At 54.5% G+C, this 21,525-nt stretch carries 22 protein-coding genes; 17 read left to right on the top strand and 5 right to left on the bottom strand.

All coding sequences use genetic code 11. The features are described 5' to 3' along the window. The first annotated feature begins 7 nt into the window (after positions 1-7). Genes B4B27_RS12045 through hisB form a run of 3 tightly spaced genes read left to right on the top strand, consistent with a single transcriptional unit; the run spans position 8 to position 2,147 of the window. Positions 8-580, top strand: coding sequence for a Maf family protein (locus tag B4B27_RS12045; protein ID WP_290726870.1), 573 nt, complete (start codon positions 8-10; stop codon positions 578-580). Beyond that, a complete protein-coding gene (locus B4B27_RS12040) occupies positions 577-1,563 on the top strand; it encodes a helix-turn-helix domain-containing protein (protein WP_290726868.1) in 987 nt (328 codons plus the stop codon). The genes B4B27_RS12045 and B4B27_RS12040 overlap by 4 nt, the downstream gene beginning before the upstream one ends. Then, the gene (gene hisB / locus B4B27_RS12035) at positions 1,563-2,147 is read left to right on the top strand and encodes an imidazoleglycerol-phosphate dehydratase HisB (protein WP_290726866.1); all 585 of its coding nucleotides are present in this window, start codon (positions 1,563-1,565) and stop codon (positions 2,145-2,147) included. The genes B4B27_RS12040 and hisB overlap by 1 nt, the downstream gene beginning before the upstream one ends. 50 nt (positions 2,148-2,197) lie before the next feature. Here the strand turns inward: hisB and B4B27_RS12030 are convergent, their stop codons facing one another. Beyond that, positions 2,198-2,848: a hypothetical protein gene (locus B4B27_RS12030; RefSeq protein ID WP_290726864.1), complete on the bottom strand. Its 651-nt coding sequence runs from the start codon at positions 2,846-2,848 to the stop codon at positions 2,198-2,200. Between the two features lie 90 nt (positions 2,849-2,938). On the opposite strand from B4B27_RS12030, the gene B4B27_RS12025 reads away from it, so the two are divergent. The 5 genes from B4B27_RS12025 to B4B27_RS12005 all read left to right on the top strand — a co-directional run bounded on the left by B4B27_RS12025 (position 2,939) and on the right by B4B27_RS12005 (position 7,918). Continuing rightward, positions 2,939-3,241, top strand: coding sequence for a type B 50S ribosomal protein L31 (locus B4B27_RS12025; RefSeq protein ID WP_290726862.1), 303 nt, complete (start codon positions 2,939-2,941; stop codon positions 3,239-3,241). 84 nt (positions 3,242-3,325) lie between these two features. Then, entirely contained in the window at positions 3,326-4,225 is a 900-nt protein-coding gene (locus B4B27_RS12020; RefSeq protein WP_173382483.1) for a hypothetical protein, read from the top strand. A gap of 536 nt (positions 4,226-4,761) precedes the next feature. Continuing rightward, positions 4,762-5,727, top strand: coding sequence for an AgmX/PglI C-terminal domain-containing protein (locus tag B4B27_RS12015; protein WP_290726859.1), 966 nt, complete (start codon positions 4,762-4,764; stop codon positions 5,725-5,727). Between the two features lie 147 nt (positions 5,728-5,874). Further along, positions 5,875-6,672, top strand: a complete 798-nt coding sequence (locus B4B27_RS12010; protein ID WP_290726857.1) for a fibrobacter succinogenes major paralogous domain-containing protein — start codon at positions 5,875-5,877, stop codon at positions 6,670-6,672. 127 nt (positions 6,673-6,799) lie between these two features. Next, positions 6,800-7,918: an aminopeptidase gene (locus tag B4B27_RS12005; RefSeq protein WP_290726855.1), complete on the top strand. Its 1,119-nt coding sequence runs from the start codon at positions 6,800-6,802 to the stop codon at positions 7,916-7,918. Between the two features lie 81 nt (positions 7,919-7,999). Here the strand turns inward: B4B27_RS12005 and B4B27_RS12000 are convergent, their stop codons facing one another. The 3 genes from B4B27_RS12000 to B4B27_RS11990 are packed head-to-tail and all read right to left on the bottom strand — an operon-like array spanning position 8,000 to position 10,462. Further along, positions 8,000-9,019, bottom strand: coding sequence for an aspartate-semialdehyde dehydrogenase (locus B4B27_RS12000; RefSeq protein ID WP_290726853.1), 1,020 nt, complete (start codon positions 9,017-9,019; stop codon positions 8,000-8,002). 9 nt (positions 9,020-9,028) lie between these two features. Beyond that, a complete protein-coding gene (locus B4B27_RS11995) occupies positions 9,029-9,961 on the bottom strand; it encodes a hypothetical protein (RefSeq protein ID WP_290726850.1) in 933 nt (310 codons plus the stop codon). A 39-nt stretch (positions 9,962-10,000) separates the two neighbouring features. Next, positions 10,001-10,462 carry a single-stranded DNA-binding protein gene (locus B4B27_RS11990; protein WP_173365385.1) on the bottom strand — a complete coding sequence of 154 codons (462 nt, stop codon included), beginning with the start codon at positions 10,460-10,462 and terminating at the stop codon, positions 10,001-10,003. Positions 10,463-10,582: 120 nt separating this feature from the next. Here B4B27_RS11990 and B4B27_RS11985 point away from each other — a divergent pair, with 120 nt between their 5' ends. The 5 genes from B4B27_RS11985 to B4B27_RS11965 are packed head-to-tail and all read left to right on the top strand — an operon-like array spanning position 10,583 to position 16,231. Next, the gene (locus tag B4B27_RS11985; RefSeq protein ID WP_173382479.1) at positions 10,583-11,680 is read left to right on the top strand and encodes an exo-beta-N-acetylmuramidase NamZ family protein; all 1,098 of its coding nucleotides are present in this window, start codon (positions 10,583-10,585) and stop codon (positions 11,678-11,680) included. A gap of 31 nt (positions 11,681-11,711) precedes the next feature. Then, entirely contained in the window at positions 11,712-12,308 is a 597-nt protein-coding gene (locus B4B27_RS11980) for a superoxide dismutase (protein ID WP_290726847.1), read from the top strand. Positions 12,309-12,338: 30 nt separating this feature from the next. Further along, a complete protein-coding gene (gene cimA, locus B4B27_RS11975) occupies positions 12,339-14,057 on the top strand; it encodes a citramalate synthase (RefSeq protein ID WP_290726844.1) in 1,719 nt (572 codons plus the stop codon). An 18-nt stretch (positions 14,058-14,075) separates the two neighbouring features. Then, positions 14,076-15,245, top strand: a complete 1,170-nt coding sequence (nirJ1, locus tag B4B27_RS11970) for a putative heme d1 biosynthesis radical SAM protein NirJ1 (protein WP_290726842.1) — start codon at positions 14,076-14,078, stop codon at positions 15,243-15,245. Beyond that, positions 15,215-16,231 carry an Lrp/AsnC family transcriptional regulator gene (locus B4B27_RS11965; protein ID WP_290726840.1) on the top strand — a complete coding sequence of 339 codons (1,017 nt, stop codon included), beginning with the start codon at positions 15,215-15,217 and terminating at the stop codon, positions 16,229-16,231. The genes nirJ1 and B4B27_RS11965 overlap by 31 nt, the downstream gene beginning before the upstream one ends. A gap of 21 nt (positions 16,232-16,252) precedes the next feature. On the opposite strand, the gene B4B27_RS11960 is transcribed toward B4B27_RS11965, so the two are convergent. After that, complete coding sequence (locus tag B4B27_RS11960) at positions 16,253-17,065, bottom strand: hypothetical protein (protein ID WP_290726838.1); 813 nt, start codon at positions 17,063-17,065, stop codon at positions 16,253-16,255. 36 nt (positions 17,066-17,101) lie between these two features. On the opposite strand from B4B27_RS11960, the gene B4B27_RS11955 reads away from it, so the two are divergent. The 4 genes from B4B27_RS11955 (at position 17,102) to hemC (ending at position 21,523) form a co-directional block, all read left to right on the top strand. After that, positions 17,102-18,373 carry a CotH kinase family protein gene (locus B4B27_RS11955; protein ID WP_290726836.1) on the top strand — a complete coding sequence of 424 codons (1,272 nt, stop codon included), beginning with the start codon at positions 17,102-17,104 and terminating at the stop codon, positions 18,371-18,373. Positions 18,374-18,453: 80 nt separating this feature from the next. Next, a complete protein-coding gene (locus B4B27_RS11950; protein ID WP_290726834.1) occupies positions 18,454-19,113 on the top strand; it encodes a hypothetical protein in 660 nt (219 codons plus the stop codon). A gap of 93 nt (positions 19,114-19,206) precedes the next feature. Then, positions 19,207-20,472 carry a glutamyl-tRNA reductase gene (gene hemA, locus B4B27_RS11945; RefSeq protein ID WP_290726832.1) on the top strand — a complete coding sequence of 422 codons (1,266 nt, stop codon included), beginning with the start codon at positions 19,207-19,209 and terminating at the stop codon, positions 20,470-20,472. After that, positions 20,465-21,523, top strand: coding sequence for a hydroxymethylbilane synthase (gene hemC, locus B4B27_RS11940; RefSeq protein WP_290726830.1), 1,059 nt, complete (start codon positions 20,465-20,467; stop codon positions 21,521-21,523). Before hemA ends, hemC begins: the two co-directional genes overlap by 8 nt. Positions 21,524-21,525: the final 2 nt, after the last annotated feature.

The following is a 21,525-nucleotide window of genomic DNA, read 5'->3' as shown; positions in this document are numbered from 1 at the left end:
TATGGAAATGGAAAAGACAAGAATTGTTCTCGCAAGCGGTTCTCCCAGGCGGCGCGAAATCCTGTCCCAGATAGGGGTGGATTTCCGGGTGGTCGTCTCCAACGAGGAAGAAAAGCCGACATCGAGCAATCCGCTGGACTTCCCGCGCGAAAACGCGGCGGCGAAGGCGCTTTCGGTCTCTAAAAAGGAGCCCGGACAATACGTGCTCGGTTTCGACACCCTCGTTTTTCTGGACGGACGCCCCCTCGGGAAGCCAAAAAGCCCCGAAAACGCACTCGAAATGCTACAGGAACTGAACGGAAAATCTCACAAAGTTATTACGGGAGTTGCAATCGCAAAAGATTCGCAAGTCCTTGATACTCAACAAGAAGAAACAGAGGTCGTTTTCAGGAACTGCTCCTTACAGGAGCTAAAAGATTATGTAAATTCTAAAGACCCGATGGACAAGGCGGGGGCCTACGGTATCCAAACGCGAGGCGCCCGGCTTATCAGATCGATTTCTGGATGTTATTACAACGTGGTGGGCTTGCCTGTCGCCCTCACACTGGAAATGCTTACAAGGCAGAAGGTAAACGTATGAGTATGAGCCCTATAGAAGACAAACGCCCTGATGAACGCCTGGGATCCTACCTTGCGCGTGCGCGTGAAGCGAAGGGCCTTTCCGTAGAGGAACTCGCCACTGTGACGAAGCTCACAGTGAAGAACATTACCCTCATCGAAAGCGGCGACTGGAAGGCATTCCCGGTCGAGGCCTACCTGAGGGGCTACCTGCATTCGATTTGCGTAAAGCTGAATCTGGATTCCAAGAGGGTCCTGGATTACTACTCCGGCGAAACTGGCGCCAAGTTTTCGAGTCTCCTTTCTCCGTCCCCGGCTAAGCCCGCGAAACCCGCAGCCCCGGTCGACGAAGAGCACAAGCCTCACAGCAAGGCCGTTCCGGTGGTGGTGGTCCTGCTCGGACTGGCATTTGTGGTCGGCACTCATTTCATGAAGAAGATGGACGAAGGGACGACTCCTCCCGAGATGAACGAATCCGCTGCGGAAATGGTGGTGGAACCTCCTGCACCATCGGAAATGCCCTCGGAAATGCCTGAAGGCGCCGAGGCTATCGCCCCGGATTCTTCCTCGGTGGATTCTGCGGCCGTCGATTCCTCCAGCCTGAAGGTGACGCAGGAAGTCGTGGACGAGGCTGTCAAGAAATCGGACCTTCCCGCATCTGCGACAATCTTTATCTCTTCGACGTCTGGCAAGGATGCTCCCGCCGAGAAGACGAACAAGACTCGCATCGAGCTTGTCGCTTCGGGCGAAATGCGTTCTTGGATTGGCCTCAAGCGTCACGAGGAAGACAACGCTTTCCTGAAAGAAGCGAACCTTGCGGAAAAGGGAACGCGACTGATTTACGAATCGGAAGACACGCTGTTTGTTGTCGTGGGCGAACCCCGTGCTATTTCGAAGATGCTTTTGAACGGGAAGGAATCTCCGCTTCCCGAAATGAAGTTTGGCCGCGTGGCGCGCTTCCGCGTGTTCGGCGGCGAAATTGTTAAGACGAAGGGAGGCCGCTAATGCGTATTGCGAACATCAAGAGAAAGACCGGCGAAACCGATATCGAACTCTCGCTGAACCTGGACGAGGCTTCCCGCGGGGTCGTCAATTCTGGCAACGCGTTTCTCGACCACATGCTCGACCTGTTCCAGGTGCATGGCGGCTTTACGCTCAACCTCACCTGCAAGGGCGATACCGCTGTCGATATGCACCACAGCATGGAAGACATCGCGATTGTGCTCGGTCAGGCGATTGTGGAATGCCTTGGAGACAAGAAGGGAATCGAACGCTACGGCTTTTACTTTGTCCCGATGGACGAGGCGCTGAGCCGCGTTTGCCTCGATTTCAGCAACCGCATCGGGTTCGTGTGGAACGTGAACCTGCCTGCCGCCATGGCAGGTGGCATCGAGGCCAGCATGTTCGAACACTTCTTCAAGAGCCTGTGCGAAAATGCCCGCATGAACCTGCACGTGGAGCTCTTCTACGGAAACGACAACCACCACTGCCTCGAAAGCATCTTCAAGGCTTTCGCGCGTGCAGTTGCGATGGCCGTTGCCCCGAGCCGCAATGTGAAGGGAATCCCCAGCAGCAAGGGCGTGCTGTAGAATTTGAGATTGCCGGGAGGGTCTTAGGGAGGGGGTTACCCTCCCTAGTCTTATATCCTAGGGACCTTGACTTTATCCCCGGCGTTCAGCTTTTCGAGGTTGAGGCCGGGGTTTATTGTTTGCAGCGCGGACTGCACAAAAAAGCGGGGGAGCGTGAGCGAACCTGCACCGTAGGTCCGCTTGAGGAATGTGGTCAAATCCTCGTCGTTTGCGACTACAATCTTGTAGAGCTTCGCGTTGTTGGGGTCGGACTGTAGCGCGTTCATCGCCTTCACGAACCTGTCGCCGAAAGCCTCCGCCTTTTTGCCGGAAATATCTTCGCTTCGGCCCTGCGGGGCTGCCCTGCCCGATTCGTGCGCCTGCTTTTCGGCGGCGATTCTCTTGAGCATTTCTGCGGTGCCGGGCTGCTTTGGCCCGTCCTTTTTCCCGGTTACGGAACTCGGCAGTTTAAATACGGGCGCGCTCTTGGAATTGAGCGAGAGGTTCACGTCCTTTTTCTCGTTTGCGGATTTCTTGACAGGTTCAAGTGCGAGGATGGAGTCTAGCGAGTTTACGTAGATGCTGTCGGGCCACTCGATGAGGGGCATCTTTTGGTCTATCTTGATGACGGTGGCCTTGGGGGGCTCGCTTTTGCATGCGGAGAGGGAGAGGGCGATAATGGAGGCAGGAATCGCTAAAAGCAGTCTGTAGCGGGTGTTCATGTCCACAAAGATACTATTTCCCTTGCCAAAAGGCCGAAAATCTTCTAAATTTAGGCTCTCAAAATCAACTACTTCAATAGGAAGTTTAAAATGAAAGAAGGTATCCACCCTAACTATCAACCGGTCGTGTTCGTCGATGCGAATACGGGTAAAGAATACATCACCCGCTCCACGAAGTCTTCCGCCGAAAAGAAGACTATCGATGGTGTTGAATATAGCGTAATTTCTCTGGAAATTACGGCTGATACCCATCCGTTCTGGACGGGCAAGCAGCATCGCGTGGATACGGCTGGCCGTATCGACCGCTTCAACAAGCGTTTCGCTGGCAACATCACGGGCGCAAAGCGCAAGACCCGCAAGGCTGTGCCCGCCAAGGCCGAAGAAGAAGCTTAATTTTAGGCGATTCTCGATGCCCTCCACGCTGCGGGGGGCATTTTTTTTTAAATTCAAATCGGTTTTTAACACAAGGAAAAAAAGATGAAGAAACAACTTATCTCTGCATGTGCCTTCGCTCTCGTTGCCATGGCAATGACTGGTTGCGAAAAGACCGGTACGATCGAAGGTGTCGTTCTCGATCCGTTCACCGAACAGCCTGTCCCGATGCCGACGGTGTGGATGGACTCCACCATCTATACGACGACCAAGGAAAAGTACCCGTTCAAGGAAGACCTCCAGAAGGGTGAATTCAAGTTCCAGAAGGTTCCTGTTGGCAGCTACCGCATTCTCGCTGGCCGTTCCAAGTATATCAAGAGCCGTAACCCGGTTGCAACGACCGAGGCCGAACCGAACCTCAAGCTCAAGCTCTACATCTACAGTGACCAGGTGAACCCGGGCCTCTACAAGACGGGTGAAAAGGCTCCGACCAAGATCAACAACGAATGGGTGCTCTTCTCTACCCAGTGCACCGAATCCATCGCCGGCTACCGCCTCGAAATGCCGCAGGCTACCGATGGCGCCAAGATGCCGCCTGCCCCGAAGAAGGAAGACAAGAAGGGTAAGAAGGGCAAGAAGGCCAAGAAGGCTGCCGCTCCCGCTGCAGCTGCGGCTTCCAAGATGCTCGCTCTTCCGGCTCCGCTCGTTGTCGGAAACCAGATCAACGTCCTCTTCGTGAACGCGAACTCCGTTTCTTCTCCGCTCGTCGCGAAGACCTTCGCTGCGGTTGAAGAAAATGTCTCTGCCCACAAGGACTGCAAGGGCTTCGACGCAAATGACAAGAAGGGCATCTTCGTAGACAAGAGCAAGTCCACGGACCTCCAGGTGACCTACGTTGCCGAAAACCTCTTCCGCATCACGGGCACGCTCCCGCAGGGCAAGCAGATCATCCAGCTTTCCCAGGACGGCAAGACGGTCCAGACCTACTACTTCGAGGTGAAGTAATCGGTTAACGTTTTTACAAAGCCTTAAACGTTAAAAGACGGCGCCTGCAAAGGTGCCGTCTTTTTTTGTGCGCGAATTGTCTTCGCCACTCTAAGTTGGAATAAATTCACTTGATATATGTTTTTGTAAAAACAGGAACGAGAATTTTGTTGTAGGATGCCTGTGGAAAGCCTTATTTTTCGGGATTCCCGCGATGGGACCTGAGTTTACATTTCTTATGTTGAAAATTTGTTTACCCGTTCGGGTGAATCCGTTCCGATTTTTCTTTATAGTTTAAAATCAGAGAAGAACAATTTGTCTTGAATCTGAGTGAAGGAACGGATTCGGGAATGGTGTTTTGGATAAAGTAATTCCTTCGGTGTATGTAGTCTAAACATCCTGACATTGTTAGTTTGTGCGAAAGGCTTGGCAGACGAGCCCTTTCCCCGGTATTGCTTTTTGCAAAGAAAAAAGCCTTGACCACAAGGCGATAGCCCACTTTTTACCCCCATAAACATCAACCATCAATTCCCTCGAAAGAGGGGGAGGATAAAATCATGAAACCGATCAAAAAACCACCAAAAGAAAAAGAAACTGATGAACTCGTGGTAGCGCTCATGCCCGATTCCGACGAGAAATTGAGGAACATTACAGGAGTTTCTCTGCTCGTCGCTCTCGCACTGAGTTTCTGGGCCACGACATATGAGGTTGTTATCAACGATATGATGTTCGAGAAAACCTCCAGTTTGGAAATCGAAACAAAAATCGAAATCGCAGATAAGAAAGAAGAGAAAAAGCAGGAAAAGAAACAGGAGAAGAAGCCAGACAGGATGACAAAACGCGATACAAAATCCACGGGCGGGGGCAAGCCCAAGGGTGCCGGGAAACCGAACGTTCCCGAATCCAGGGGTGTGCTCAGGGAACTCGCTTCGATGACGAAGACCGCCACGGCATCGGCGTATACCCTGATGAACGACCAGAAATTCGCGAAGGATATCGATAAGATTCTCCGGAATGCGAACGTTCTGCGCAATTCGGGCAAGACGCAGATAGGCGAGAGGCGCGGCAAGGTGGACGGCGGCTTCAACGAAGGTGTCGCTTCGGGCGATGGCGGCGGGATTGATGGCGATCTCAGGAACCTCTTCGGGGCACCTGGGGGCGGCTTCAATAACAAGGCGATGAAGGGCAACATGAAGACGCCTTCCGTGCGCGATATCGACATGGGTTCCGGCGGCGGGTCGCGTTCCGCAGCCGACATCATGAAGGTAGTGCGCCAGAGGACTCCGGGGCTTCGCCACATATACAATAAGCACCTGAAGAAGGTTCCGGGCTTGGAAGGCAAGGTGACGCTCAAGTTCACGATTGCCCCGGGCGGCGAGGTCATCAGCATTGCGGTTGTATCGTCTACCACGGGTCACGGCGAATTCGACAACGACATCAAGAATGCAGTCGGTCGCTGGACTTTCAGCAAGGTCAAGTCCGGAAACACCACGGTGACCATACCCTTCACGTTCACGGAATAGGACTCTAAAATCCTGTAAATGATACCATTCCGGCGGCCGTACGGCTGTCGGAATTCCTTTTTTGCCTTGTGGTATGGGCCTCCGCTTTTGTGGATGCCGAAAAATTATATAGATTATCTGAAAAAAATTTCTGGTAGAGGTTAGGTTATGCTAAAAGCGAAACATGGATTTTCTTTTGCTGTTGCGGCTGTTTCCTTTTTGTTGCTTGTCGCCTGCGGCGATGACGATAGCGATTTTGCGACTCGACCATCGGAAGGTTCGTCTTCCAGCGTCACACCGCAGTCGAGCGATAGCGAGACAAGTGTGTCCACTGGAACAATGACCGACTCCCGCGACGGCCAGACGTACAAGACTGTCACCATCGGCACGCAGACCTGGATGGCGGAGAACCTCAACTACGCATACACTGGTGTACCCTATAAAGTTTATAGCTATACCTCTGATTCCACCAGTTGGTGCTACGAAGACGGGGAAAGCAACTGCGCCAAGTACGGACGCTTTTACACTTGGGCTGCAGCGATGGACAGCGTGGGAACATGGTCTACGAACGGCAAGGGCTGCGGCTATAAGAAGACATGCTCTCCGACTTATCCTGTTCGCGGTGTTTGCCCAGAGGGCTGGCATCTGCCAACAAAAGCGGAATTCGAAACTTTGTTCACTGCAGTCGGCGGTCAATCAACCGCAGGGAAGGTGCTCAAGTCCACATCCGGATGGAATAGTGGTGGCAATGGCTCGGATGCCTTCGCCTTCTCCGCGCTCCCTGCCGGCCACAGGGACTACTACGGGAATTACAACAGCGAGGGCGACTACGCGCACTTCTGGAGTTCTACAGAGAGCAATAGCGACGACGCGTACAGCATGTACTTGTTCTATAGCGTCGGCGATGCGTGCCTGGACTTCGACGGCAAGTTCACCGGATTTTCTGTTCGTTGCCTCAAGGACTAGGGTCGGCGAGTACAGCGGTCGGCGAGCGCAGCGGCCCCTCTTCGTTTTTTTTTGAGTGGGTCCCTGTTCTTGCGTTTGTTTCTCCTTTTTGCTATATTCTCACGCGGAACAAAATGGAGAAATTGAAATGACCGATCCGCGTATTACGAAACTTGCAGAAAATCTGATTAACAACGCGCTTGCCCTGAAGGCGGGCGAGAACATCCTTATCGAAACCACCGACACGCCCGACGAAGTCTCTACCGAGCTCATCAAGGCTGTCGAGAAGGTGGGCGGAAACGCCTTCGTGCGCAATTCCAAGAGCCGCGTGCGTCGCCAGATGCTCCTTTCTGCAAGTGAAGCCCAGATGAAGGTCGAGGCTGAACTTGCCCTTGCCGAAATGAAGAAGATGCAGGCCTATATCGCCATCCGTGGGGCCGACAACTTCATGGAAAATTGCGACGTGAGCGACGAGAAGATGCTCATGTACCGCAAGATGACTAAGGAAACGCTCGATTACCGCGTGAACAAGACGCGCTGGTGCGTACTCCGCTGGCCGAACGCCTCCATGGCGCAGGGTGCGAAGATGAGTACCGAGGCGTTCGAGGACTTCTACTTCCAGGCTTGCCTCGCGGACTACCCGCGCATGGGCCGCGCCGCGCAGAATCTCGTGAACCTCATGAACAAGACGGACAAGGTGCGCCTCGTGGCAAACGGCACCGACATCACGTTCAGCATCAAGGATATCCCCGCGATTCCGTGCTGCGGCAACATGAACATCCCGGACGGCGAAGTCTATACCGCACCGGTGCGTGGCAGCATCAACGGCGTAATCCACTACAACACGCCCACGCTCTACGAGGGCAAGCAGTTCAGCAACATCCGCCTGGAATTCAAGGACGGGAAGATTGTGGACGCCACCTGCGAAACGGGCGACAATGCGCAGCTCAATGCCATCCTCAATACCGATGAGGGCGCACGCTATGTGGGCGAGTTCGCCATCGGTTTCAACCCGTTCGTGAATGCGCCGATGTGCGACATCCTCTTTGATGAGAAGATTGCTGGCTCTATCCACTTTACGCCGGGCATGTGCTACGAGGAAGCCCCGAACGGCAACAATTCCGCTATCCACTGGGACCTGGTGCTTATCATGCGCCCGGAATATGGTGGCGGCGAAATCTGGTTTGACGACAAGCTCATCCGCAAGGACGGCCTGTTCGTAGTTGACGAACTCAAGTGCCTGAACCCGGACCAGCTCGGAAAATAATTACCAGAATCAAAAAAACCGTCCTTTGCGGGACGGCTTTCTAAATGCATAATGTTATCCCCGCGAAGGCGGGGATCTTCATTACATCTTCAGCAAGATTTCACCGATCTGCACGGCGTTGAGGGCAGCCCCCTTGCGGATCTGGTCACCGGTGAGCCACAGCGTGTTGCTGTTGTCGTCGGCGAGGTCCTTGCGGATACGGCCAACGAACACGTTGTCCTTGCCTGCGCTTTCGAGCGGCATGGGGTAAACGTAGTTCTGCGGGTCGTCCTTGAGGGTCACGCCCGGGGCGTTCTTCAAAGCGTTGCGGATTTCTTCGACAGAAACCGGACGCTCGGTCTCGAACCACACGGATTCGGAGTGGGAGCGCAGCGAGCTCACGCGCACGCAGGTAGCGCTCGTACGGACGTCGGAGTGCATGATCTTGCGCGTTTCGTTGAACATCTTCATTTCTTCCTTCGTGTAGTCGTTTTCCGTCATCTTGTCGATCTGCGGAATCACGTTGTACGCGAGCTGGAACGGGAACTTGTTGATGTGTGTGGTGGTGCCCGTCTCGATGATGTCCTTGTACTGCTGCTTGAGTTCTTCCATGGCGATGGCACCTGCGCCGCTCGCGCTCTGGTAAGAAGAAATGTGAATCTTCTTGATGTGAGAAATCTTCTCGATCGGGTTCAAGACGACAACCATCATGATGGTCGTGCAGTTCGGGTTGGCGATAATGCCCTTGCCGCCGTTTTCAGCCTTGTAGAGCTTGATGTCTTCGGGGTTCACTTCGGGCACGACCAGCGGGACCTTCGGGTCCATGCGGAAGAAGCTCGTGTTGTCGACGACCACGGCACCGTTCTCGACGGCGATGGGGGCGAATTCCTGGGAAATCGCGGCACCGGCGGAGCTGAGCACCAGGTCGATACCCTTGAAGGAATCCTTGTTCAGGACTTCGCACTTGAGCGATTCGCCCTTGAACTTGAATTCCTTGCCCGCGCTGCGCTCGGAAGCGAGGAGCTTGAGGCTCTGCAGCGGGAAGTTGCGTTCCTCGAGGATGGAGAGAATTTCCTGGCCGACGGCGCCGGTTGCGCCCATGATGGCAACGTTGCGGATCATAATTAACCTTTAATTATCTTCTTGTTGAGGTTGGTAGTTTGATTTTAAGTTCTCGATGTCCTTCCAGAAGCGATCCAGTGATACCCTTGCCTGCGTAATCTGGTTTCTGCACTGGCTGTACTGGTTGGCCTGCTCCTGTGCGTTTTCTTGCAGGGTGTAGGTGTACAGCGAGTACGCGGCAAGGCGGACGCTTTCGCTCGCCTGGATGATTTCGGAGTGTGCCTCGCTCGATTCGTGCGGATGGAACAGCCCGAGAGTCTTCTTGTTGAGTGCGGTCGCGTTGTTGTTGATGGCGAGCGCCTGCTGGCTTTTTTGCTCGCGTTCGGATTCGGACGCGTTTGCGGGAATGGTCCCGAAGCTCTCGATGCTCGCCATGATGGAGTTCATGCGGTCGATGACTTTGGTGCACTCGTCGACATACTTGTCGAGTCTGCTCCTGGCGGCATCGTTCAGACGCGGCTGCGCGCTTGGGGTGGCCGTCCCGGCATTCGGCGCTGCGGAGCGGCCTTTCGGGGCCTCTTGCCACTTGCCTCCTTCACCGTTCTGGAACGAGGCGATGTAGTCCTGGTATTTCGCGTTCTGGGCGGCTAGCTCGGCGGGCGTGTAGTCGGCCGTAACGAGGAGGGTCGGGCGCTCCCAGTAGGCGATTCCCACGAAAGCCGAAAGCATGAATACGCAAAAAAGGATGTTCGCGACTTTCGCCGGGACATCCTCGCTGCGGATAACGTTCAGAATTCCGAACAAGAGAAGACTTGCAAATGCTAGAAGCAGTCCGCCGTCGGCGTTGTAGCTGATGAAGGAGTTCTTCGTGAAGTAGAAGAGACAGTCCATTACGACGACGAGGAACGAAAGCCCCGCGCCAATAATCTTGTGCATGCGCTCGGGGGCGGCTGCCGTCTGGAGAATAGTGATGAACGTGATCCCGAGCGGGAGCACGAACATCAATGAAATATTGGCTACGTCCTGGTTCATAGTCGAACGCTAGAACGGGAGGTCGTCGTCGCCCTCGGGCATGGCGCTTTCGAAGGCGGGGGCGCTGTTCTGTGAAGAATAGCTGTTGCCCTGGTTGGCGCTTTGGTAGTTGCCGCCCTGGCCGGCACCCGGGGTGCGGGGGCCGAGGAGCTGGAAGGTGTCCATGTTCACTTCGGTGGCGTAGCGCTTCTGGCCGTTCTGGTCGGTCCAGCTGCGGTTGGTGAGGGTGCCTTCCACGTAGAGGCTCATGCCCTTGCGGATGCCGAGCTGTTCGACGATGTCGGCAATCTTGCCCCAGCCGACGATGTTGTGCCAGTCGGTCTGTTCTTTTTGTTCGCCATTGTTGTCGCGGTAACGGCGGCTAGTGGCGAGGGAGAAGGCGACGCGCTTGCGGCCGCCGGTTTGGCTCATGCGAATTTCAGGGTCCTTTCCGATGTTACCAATGAGCATCACTTTGTTTAGATATGCCATATTTTTACCTGTCTGTTGTTTTTTGTTTCTATTCCAAAAATAAAAAAAACATTTTGACACTTTGTGCCATTTTTGGGATTTTTTTTGACTTTGACTACATTATTTTATATTTTGGGACATATGACTACTTTGGCTCTTTCACGTTTTGAAAAGGTTTTTCCCGTAAATCTCCGCGGCAAGCGCCTCGGCGCAGTCCTCCACCCGGCATCAGTCCTCCCGGACCTGCACTACACCCTCGACCTCCTCAAGGAATACGACGGCAAGCTGTTCAAGCTTTCGGCGCTCTTTGGCCCGCAGCACGGCATCAAGGGCCACACACAGGACAATATGATCGAATGGGAGGGCTACACCGACCCCGAACTGGGCATTCCCGTCTATAGCCTGTACGGCGAACACCGCGAACCCACGCCCGAGATGCTTAGCCACGTGGACATGATGCTCGTGGACTTGCAGGACGTTGGCGCCCGCTACTACACGTTCATCTGGACGCTGTTCCTTTGTATGAAAGCCTGCGAGAAGGCCGGAATCCCCGTGATTGTGGTGGACCGCCCGAACCCCATCAACTGTATCGACGAGGAAGGCCCGGTGCTGGACTTGAATTACACGAGTTTCGTGGGCCTCCACAGCATCCGCACGCGCCACGCGAAGACCATCGGCGAACTGGCGGTTCAGTTCAAGGAAGAACGCTTCCCCAAGTGCGAACTCTATGTGCTCGGCATGGAAGGCTACGACAAAAAGATGTGGTACGACCAGACGGGGCTCCCGTGGATTTTACCGAGCCCGAACATGCCTACGCTCGATACCGCAATCGTTTACCCCGGCATGTGCCTTTTCGAGGCCACCAACGTGAGCGAAGGCCGCGGTACCACGCGCCCGTTCGAGATTTTCGGTGCGCCGTTTATCGATGCCGTAAAGCTCTGCAAGTACATGAACGGGCTCAAGCTTCCCGGCGTGTACTTCCGTGAGAACTACTTCCAGCCCACGTTCCACAAGGGTGCGGGCCAGATTTGCGGAGGCGCGCAGATACACGTGCTCGACCGTGACAAGTTCCGCAGTTTCGACATGGCGGTAAAGCTGTTGCAGTACATCTTCAACGAGTACCCGAAGGATTTCGCCTGGAAGCAACCGCCCTACGAATATGAGTTCAAGAAGTTGCCCATCGACATCCTGCTCGGCAACGGCACGTTCCGCAAGGAATTTATCGAAAGTAGCATTTAACCGCGGCACGACCGCAAATAAAGAGGCTTACATGATTCAACCGGTCAATGGAAAATTTGAAATGCCCGCCCTTCCGTATGCGGCGGGGGACTTGGCTCCGGCACTGAGTGCTGAAACCATTGAATTTCACTATGGGAAACACCTGCAGACTTACCTCAACAACCTGAATGCGGCCCTCCCGGGGAGTGCCTTCGAGGGCAAGTCTATCGAAGACATCGTGAAAAGCGCAGAAGGGGGCGTGTTCAACAATGCGGGGCAGTTCCTGAACCACTACATGTATTTTATGCAGTTCAGGTCTCCGTCTGCTAGCAATACGCCGTTCGGTAAAATTGCCGAGGCTATTGTCCGCGACTTCGGTTCCTTCGAAAAGTTCCAGGAAGAATTCCAGGCGAAGGGAGCCTCCCTCTTCGGTTCCGGCTGGGTCTGGCTATCCGCCGACGCATCGGGCAAACTCGTGATTACGCAGGAAGGCAACGCCCAGAACCCGCTCGCCAGGGGCCTCAAGCCGCTTCTCACGTTCGACGTGTGGGAACATGCCTACTACATCGACTACCGCAACCGCCGCCCGGACTACCTCAAGGCGCTGTGGAGCATCATCGATTGGGACGTGGTGAACAATAGGCTCTAGTCGCGGGGATATTTTTCTATCTTTGCGCTCATGAAAGTCCTTTTATACGATACAACCCTCCGTGATGGTAACCAAGACCGCAAGATAAGCCTTTCTCTCGCCGACAAGCTGCAGATTGCGCGAATTCTTGACCATTTCGGTTTTGACTACATCGAAGGGGGCTGGCCCAATCCGAGCAACCCGACCGACGAGGAATTCTTCCGCAAAATCAAGGAAGTGAAGCTGAAGCATGCGAAGATCGCCGCGTTCGGCTCTACGCGCCGTCCGAAGGTGTTGCCCGAGAATGACCCGCTGCTGCAGGCGCTCGTGAAGTCGGAAGCCCCGGTCAAGACGATTTTCGGCAAGAGCTGGGACCTGCACGTGACCGACGTCATCCGCACCACGCTAGAAGAGAACCTCGACATGATCGAGTCTTCCGTCGACTACCTCAAGGACCATTCCGAGGAGGTGATTTACGATGCGGAACATTTCTTTGACGGCTACAAGGCGAACCCGCAATACGCTATCGAGACGCTGAAGGCTGCGGAACGCGGCCGTGCGGACTGCATCGTGCTTTGCGATACGAACGGCGGGACGATGCCGTGGGAACTCGAACAGATTGTGAAGGACGTTAAGAAACAGATTTCGACGCCCATCGGCATCCACGTGCATAACGACGCGGGCCTTGCCGTATGCAACAGTATTTATGCCGTCAAGTGCGGTGCGACTATGGTGCAGGGCGTTGTGAATGGCTATGGCGAGCGTTGCGGAAACGCAAACCTCACGACCATTGCCGCCGATCTTCATTTCAAGATGGGCGCGAAGTTCTTTGCCGCCAAAAAAATGGCTCGCCTCCGCCAGCTGAGCAGCAACGTGGACCAGATTGTGAACCTCCCGAGCGACGTGCATGCCCCGTACGTGGGCGATGCGGCGTTTGCGCACAAGGGCGGTGCCCATATCGACGGCGTGATGAAGGTGAGCCGCAGCTTCGAGCATATCGACCCGCACGAGGTGGGTAACGACCGCGTGTTCGTCACGAGCGACCAGGCGGGCGGTTCCCTCGTTGTGGAAAAGCTCAGGGCCATCAAGCCGGGCATCGACAAGAAGGATCCGGTTGTGGGCAAGCTGCTCACGCTCATCAAGGAACGTGAGAACGCGGGCTGGCATTTCGATTCTGCCGAGGCCAGTTTCAAGCTTTTGGTGTACCGCCACTTGGGCATGGTGCAGGAGCCGTTCAAGGTTCTGGGCTACCGCGTCATCGAAGACAAGACGACTCAGGGCGTTTCCGTTTCGCAGGCGACTGTCAAGCTCCAGATTGGCGACAAGATTAGCCATCAGGTGAGCGAGGGCGACGGCCCGGTGAACGCGCTTGACGCGGCTCTCCGCAAGGCACTGCTGCCGTTCTTCCCGAACATGGCGAAGGTCAAGCTCGACGACTACAAGGTGCGCGTGCTCGGGAGCAAGGTGGCATCTGACGCTACCGTGCGCGTGTGGACGACCTTTGGCGACGAGAAGGGCTACTGGAATGTGGTCGGAGTCTCGAGCAACATCATCGAGGCGAGCTGGATGGCGTTTGTCGATGGGCTTACCTACAAGATTCTTGTGGACAACAAGGTCATCGAGGGTGCCTATAAGCATATCGATGTGAAGCCGGTTGCTTCGAAAGCTGCTGTGAAGGACGAGGAACCCGCTCCTGCGAAGCCGAAGAAACTCTCTGCCCGCAAGGTGAAGAATCTCGCTGACATCACGAGGAACAAGAAGAGGAAGTAGCCTCTTCTGGAAATCTTTATGATAAGCATTACCAAGCTTTTGATGGATACTCCGAACTTCGGGGACCAGCTCCGCTATGAACCGCGGGCCCATGAGTGCAAGAACGGCGTGGCGCCCGGCCGTGGTCCCGTTGTTGTGTGGAACTGCACCAAGACCTGCAACTTGAGCTGCGTGCACTGTTACGCTCGCTCCGAGGCCATCAAGTACCAGAACGAACTGACGCACGAAGAAGGCTTGGCGCTTATCGACCAACTTGCCGATTTCAAGGTGCCGGTAATCCTCTTTAGCGGTGGTGAACCGCTCTTGCGCCCGGACTTTTTTGAACTTGCGAACTATGCGGCAAGCAAGGGAATTCGCCCGACCATCAGCACGAACGGCACCTGCATTACGCCCGATGTCGCCCAGAAACTCAAGGATATGGGTGTGGGCTACGTGGGCATTAGCCTGGACGGTTGCGAAGCGACCCACGACAAATTCCGCGGCAAGGAAGGCGCTTACAAACTCGCTTTGCGCGGAATCCGCAATTGTGTGGCGACGGGCCAGAAGGTGGGCCTTCGCTTTACTATTACGCGCTACAACGTGCAAGACTTGAATGCGATTTTTGACTTGCTCGAAGCCGAAAATATCGACCGCGTATGCTTCTATCACCTGGTTTACAGCGGGCGCGGTTCCGCGATGGTCGCAAACGACTTGAACCACGAAGAGAGCCGCAAGGCGATGGACCTGATTATTGACCGCACGCTCGACTTCAAGAAGCGCGGGATAAACAAGGAAATTCTGACCGTCGATAACCACGCCGATGCAGTCTACCTTTACTTGCGCATGAAACGCGAGGACCCTGCCCGAGCAGAGAAGGTGCTGGAACTCATCCAGCGTAATGGCGGTAACCGCAGCGGTATGGCCTTCGGTAACATCGACAGCATCGGGAATGTTCACCCCGACCAGTTCACGCAGTATATTACCCTCGGGAATGTGCGCGAAAGGAACTTCGGCGAAATCTGGAGCGACGAATCGAACCCGATTATGGCGGGCCTCAAGAATCGCAAACCGATTTTGAAGGGACGCTGCCCCAAGTGCGCCTACCTGAACTTGTGCAACGGCAACTTCCGCACCCGCGCCGAGGCCGTCACGGGCGACTTCTGGGAACAGGATCCGGCTTGCTACCTGACGGACGAGGAAATATCCTGACCCCGCTCGAACAAACGCTTCTGGATACCATTCAGGACGCCTTCCCGCTGGAAGAGCGCCCTTATCGTGTGCTTACGGATGTCCTGAATGGGCGAGGCGAGGGTGAAACCGTCACCGAACAGGCTGTCTTCGAAGCGGTCGAGAACCTCCGCAATTCTGGGATTGTCCGTCGCATCGGTGGCATCTACGACTCGCAAAAACTCGGCTTTATTTCGCGGCTCTGTGCGGGCAAGGTTTCTGATGTGGATAAATTCGCAACTGCAGTCAACGGGATCCCTGCGATTACGCACAACTATGTGCGCTCCCACGAATACAATGTGTGGTTTACCGTCATCGCGGAGTCCGAAGGTGAAATTCGTGCGGTTGTCGAAGGGCTTTGCTCCACTACGGATTTGCACGATGTGCATATCCTTGCCGCAACGAAAAAGTTTAAGATAAACACGGTGATGGGGAAGGGCGCAGACGAAAGAAATGAAGATTCCCGTGATTCTATCGGGGCTTTGTCCCTCCAGAATGACAGCGGGAATGATGATCGGGGTGTGCAATTCGTTACCGCGTTGTCGTCGTCCGACAGGGCTCGCATCCGCATAGCCTGTGGCGATATTCCGCATACGCTCACGCCGTTTGCGGACTGGGGTGTTCCTATCGAGGCCCTCCGCGACGACTTCGTGCAAAAGAGGATGCGCCGTTTTGGGGCTATCCTTCGGCACCAGGATGCGGGTTTCGCGTTCAATGCGATGGTGTGCTTTGATGCCCCGGGCTCTGCCGGCGATGTCCTCGCGCAAAAGCCCTATGTATCCCATTGTTACGAGCGCCCTTCCTTCGAAGGCTTCCCTTACACGCTCTACGCGATGATGCATGCCCAGTCTGCCGCGGAACTCGAAACATTCATAAAGGGTGCCGCGGAATCTATCGGGAGTCCCGATTATGTCGTGCTCCATTCCCTCCGCGAACTCAAGAAAACAAGCTTTGATTTTTTCGCCTAGCGGCGCTGTCAGAAATATAGCCTAAGGGGTGGCCTGCAGGTATATTCCCACGCGGTGTCCCGTCTCGAATCCGAAGAGGGTCCCGTCGTGGATTTCGTAGTTGAAACCGATGCCGACCGGTAGCCCGTAGATTCTGAAGAAGCGGGTGGCATCGAATTTCATTTTATAACCCCGGTATTTGTCGTCCATCTTGCGGAAGCGCTTGTCGAGGTTTCTGTTCTCGGAATCCGTGATGCGCGCCTGGTAGAGGAATACCTCGCTAAATTTCCAACCTGTATGGAGAGAGTCGTTCCAGCCGAGTTTCCACACGAAGGACGCCTTGATGCCGATTTCATCGCCCGGCATGTAGTTCTTGTCTTCGAGGAACATGTTGTAGCGCAGGGAGGTGCCTAAAACGAGGTGCCTTGAAAATTGCAGGTAAGTGAACGGTTCGACGTTGAGGCGGTGGAACCGGTTCTTTTGCGATCCTTCGCCGGGCGGGAATCTCCAGCCCAGATCGAGCCCGATGTTTTTATACAGGATCCCGCGGATTCCCGCATACGTCTCGTTGAATCCGTTCACGTGCAGGTTGCAGTAGTTGTGGAGATACCCTTCGGTCGAATACTCGTAGCTGTAGCTCATGAAACGGAAGGAGCCGTCGACATAAAGGCTGATACGCGAAAGCGGGGCGTATTCCAGCGAGACTGCCATGTCTGTGCTGTAGACGTCTTCGTCCAGTTCCTCGGTTCCCTGGATGCTGAGGCTGCTTGCGGGCGGCAGAATCGGATGCAGGACTTCGGTGGCGTGTGCCGCCACGGCGAACAAAAACAAGGTGCATGCGATTGCCGGTTTCATGGGGAGAAAGATAAAAATTGTTATTTTAGATGCAGGATGCGTGAACATTTTCGACAGTGCATATTGCCGGTTGCAGTTGCGGTGCTTCTGTGCTTTGGCTGTTGTGTGGTCGGATGCCAGAACGAGACGACCGACCCGTCTCCCGACTATTTGCCGCTCGACGATTCCGAATATCCCTATGCGGACTTGCCACGTATTGTCATCGAAACCGAGAATTTCTCGGGCATTCGCGACCGGGAAACAATCCATCCTTCGCTTCTTCAAATTTATGGGGAGTCGGGCCCCGAAAGCGAAGTCCTGGAGCTGACAGTCCATGGTCGTGGCAATTCGAGTTTCAAGATGCCCAAGTACGGCCTGAAACTGGAATTTAAGGATAAACTCGCCTTTCTTGGAATGCCCGCAAGTCGTGACTGGGTGCTTGTGGCCAACTATGGCGACAAGGCGCACCTGCGAAACTATATGGCAACGCGTCTTTCGGAATGGTTGGGCATGCCGTACACGCCGCGCTGCCGCTTTGTGGAACTTTACTTGAACCGCAGGTATATGGGGCTCTACCTCCTCATGGAATCGGTCAAGGTCGCGAAGGAACGCGTGAACATCGCGGAAAACGACACCTCGTTCCTTTTCGAGAAGGAAGGCGAAAAGAAGATAGATTCACCGTTCTTTCGTTCGTGCACGGGAGAACCGTTCCACGTGAGGTCTCCCAAGAATGTGTCGCAGGAGTCGATGGAGCTTTTGCGAACGCACCTGTGTGACTTTGAACGCTGCCTGCAGCGGGCCTGCACCATAGATAGCGGTGCTGTCGCGGAATGGGTGGATATGGACGATTTTATGCCCTATTACTGGGTCCAGGAATTCTCGAAGAACGAGGATGCCAATTTTGGCAGAAGCATTTTCATGACATGGCAGAAGGGCGGCAAGATTCATTTTGGCCCGATTTGGGATTTCGATATATCTTTCGGCAACGAATCCTACGAGCGGAACCGCGGCTTCGACGGTTGGTACATCCGGAAATACAGGTGGTTCGGTTCCATGTTCCGGAGCCCGGAAGTGAAAGAGGAGGCGAGGCTGTATTGGATGGAACACCGCGAGACAATCCACGCCCTGGCCGACAGCGTCCCCCTGTATAGGGCCATCATCGAAAAGGCCGTCAAGAACGAATACCGGCGTTGGCCGATAATGAGCAATACCGAGAACTGGGCGCTCAAGGAGCCCTACGAGGACTATGCAGAGGCCATTTCGGTCATGCTGGACTGGATGGAACGGCGTTTTCAGTGGATCGATGCCGAATTGAACGATGGATCCTAAGCAAAATTTATTGGAAGGTTGACGGCTGTAATGATGGTTATATAATCAGTCCAAGATTGGATTCGTCCTTTCCGGGGAACATGGATGCTGGGCTTTATTTAGATGAGACTCCATACATGTCAATGCGGTTTTCTCACGAGTTTAGTGGAAAAATTACGGTTGGTGGACCCTATTCCAGCGTAATTGTGGGAGTAGAAGTTGGTTTGTCGAATCCGATTTTTGGGGGAACGATTTCGTGTCCGACTGTAGAAGTACGTGGTGTGGACTATAGTTCGTCTTCTTCCTCTTCTGGGTCTATCGCTTGTGGCGACATGTGGTGCGGGCTTAAACAAGAGATTAAGGGGGCTTGGACATATAGTTGGGTAAATACAGGACATAATAAGTCTCTAAATGATGGGTATTATATCGTGGGAGCCCGAAAGGGCGCTGATGTTACAGATTGGGATGGTCTCTGTATTGTTTACAAGTCTACGGTAGACTTTTATTTAGAGATTCCTGTCGAGAATGAGGCAGTCGTAGTTGATTATGATAATTTCAACTACAAGTTGCCCAAGACGTCTGAAATGTCTGTTGTAAATATTCCATGGGACAATTTCAAACAGGGCGGTTGGGGCAAAAAAATTGATCGCGCAGAAGCATTAAAAAAGGTAGCAGCCGTCACGTTGGAATTTAATGATGAAGTTGGTTCCCCGCAAGATTTCTTCATACAGTTCGTCGGCCGCTATAATTCGTGCCAGTAATTCCTAGTGCTTGACGCCGTATAGTTTTGCGGCAACTGCAGTAATTTGTTGTCCCTGCCTTTGTGCAGGGATTTCTTTTTCTATCTTTGTACCATGCGCAAAATCTACATGGCAGGCATGAGCCACAAGGTGGCTGAAATCGCAGTCCGCGAGAAGTTCTACATCCCGATGGATGTGAAGACGGAAGCGCTCGGCCATTCTCCGTTTGACGAACTCCTGATTCTTGCGACGTGCAACCGTACCGAAGTCTACGTGGCATCGGACAGGGATATTGCCGAGGCGGAACTCGTGCAGTACGTGTGCAAGCTTGCGGGGCAAAGGTTCGAGGATTTTGCGAAGTTTTTTTACTTTAAGACGGGTGACGACGTTGCGCATCATGTGATGAACGTGTCTGCTGGGCTCGATTCCGTGGCCGTGGGCGAGGACCAGATTCTGCACCAGATTGGCCGTGCCTACGAGACGGCGCACAACCTGCATGCGACGGGGAACAGCCTCAACAAGTTATTCCAGGGGGCAATCCACACCACCAAACGCATCAAGACGGAGACAAACCTGAGCAAGCTCAGTTGCAACATCCCGTTTTTGGCGATGAAGCAGGTGCAGCGCACGTTCGATGACCTCGAAAACCGCTCCGTGTATATCGTGGGCCTAGGCGAGATGGGTTCCCTGATGCTCAAGTACGTGCAGGAATACACCACGAATATCTTTGCGAGCAGCAGAACTTTCGCAAATGCCGAAAAGTTTGCAGACGTGCTCACCCCCGTGAAGCTCGAGGACCGCTACAAGGTGCTGGGCAAGTGCGATGTTGTCGTACTGTGCAGCATCTGCCAGGAACCCCTTATCACGAAGGATGAATTCGAGAAGGTCACTGAGTTGGTTGGTGAGCCTGCCGAACCAGCCGAAGTGACCGACCGACGGAAACGCTTGATTATTGACCTCGGTAGCCCGCGCAATGCGGAAGCCTCCATTGGCGAAATTCCCGGCGTGCAGTACGTGTGCGTCGATGACCTCGAAAAGATTGTTTCGGAGAACCGCCGCCTGCGCATGGTGGAACTCGAGGCCGCGCAGAAGATCTTGAAGGAAGGCCTGGACGAGTTCTTGCAGTGGTACCGCATGGACGAGGTTTCGAAGGATATCCGCGTGCATGCCGACAGGATGGTTGCAACCGCGAACGAGGAATCCGAAAAGCTGTTGCGCTCGATGCCCGACTTGCCGGAAAATGAACGCGAACGCATCCGCATGATGTACGAACGCTTTGCGAAGAAGATGGCGAACGATTACCTGTACAAGGTAAAGGCGGGCAATTCGCCCGAAGACGTGAAGGTGTTCCTCAAGTGTCTGGAGGCCTGCGATGAATAATGCCATTTTTTCGCTGGGCGGAGATGTGCGCCCGCTGCGGATTGCGACGCGCAAGAGCGCCCTTGCCGTGGCGCAGACTACGCTTGCCGCCAACGCCCTCGTGTCGGCGAACCCGGGCCTCACGTACGAACTCGTGACGATGACGACCGAGGGCGACCGAAGGCTCGACAAGTCCCTTGCGAGCTTCGGTGGCAAGGGTGTGTTCATCAAAGAACTCGAAGTCGCGCTGCTCGAAGATCGCGCCGATATTGCGGTCCACAGCCTCAAGGACATGCCGGCAGAAGTCTTGCCGGAATTCAGGCTGGCCGCAGTCCTCAAACGCGAGGACCCGCGCGATGCGTTTATTGCCCGCGGTGGTGCAGGCGGCGTGCACTTTATGGACCTGCCTTCGGGTGCCCGCGTCGGTACGGGCAGCATCCGCAGGGTGGTGCAGCTCAAGGCGCTCCGTCCGGACTTGGAATTCGTGCCCATCCGTGGGAATATCCAGACGCGCCTCTCGAAACTTGATGAACTCGACGGCGTCGTGCTTGCGGCTGCAGGCCTCAAGCGCATGGGCCTTGCAGACCAGGTGACGGAATACTTCGATACCGATAAAGTTTTGCCTGCATCTGGCCAGGGAATCCTCGCGATTGAAACTTTGGCCGATTGTCATTCTGGAGGGAGCCTTGCGACCGATAGAATCCAGACCATTCTTTCCCGCGTGAACGACGCTCCCACCTATTGTATCGCAGTTGCCGAGATGGCCTTCCTCAAGGCGCTCAATGCGGGTTGCCAGTTCCCGGTGGCGAGTTTTGCCGAATTCGTTTCTCCCGCAGGGAAAGGTGAATTTGCGAATGATTCGCAAATTTATAGCGGGGCGGAAGGCTGCCAGCAGATTATGAAAATCCACGGCATCTACTGGGACGAATCTTCACAGCGCTTGCTCCGTGCGGAACATGGCGTGCAGTTTGGTGCGCTTGAATCCGGTGTGGGCGAATCGTTTGAAAATGCTGTGATGCAGGCTCGCGAGGCGGGTGTTGCGCTTGCGGGCAAGATTCGCGAACAGTTGTAGTT

The sequence above is a fragment of the Fibrobacter sp. UBA2449 genome, from assembly GCF_002342555.1.
Taxonomy (GTDB): Bacteria; Fibrobacterota; Fibrobacteria; order Fibrobacterales; family Fibrobacteraceae; genus Fibrobacter.
This window is presented reverse-complemented; position numbering and strand designations above follow the sequence as displayed.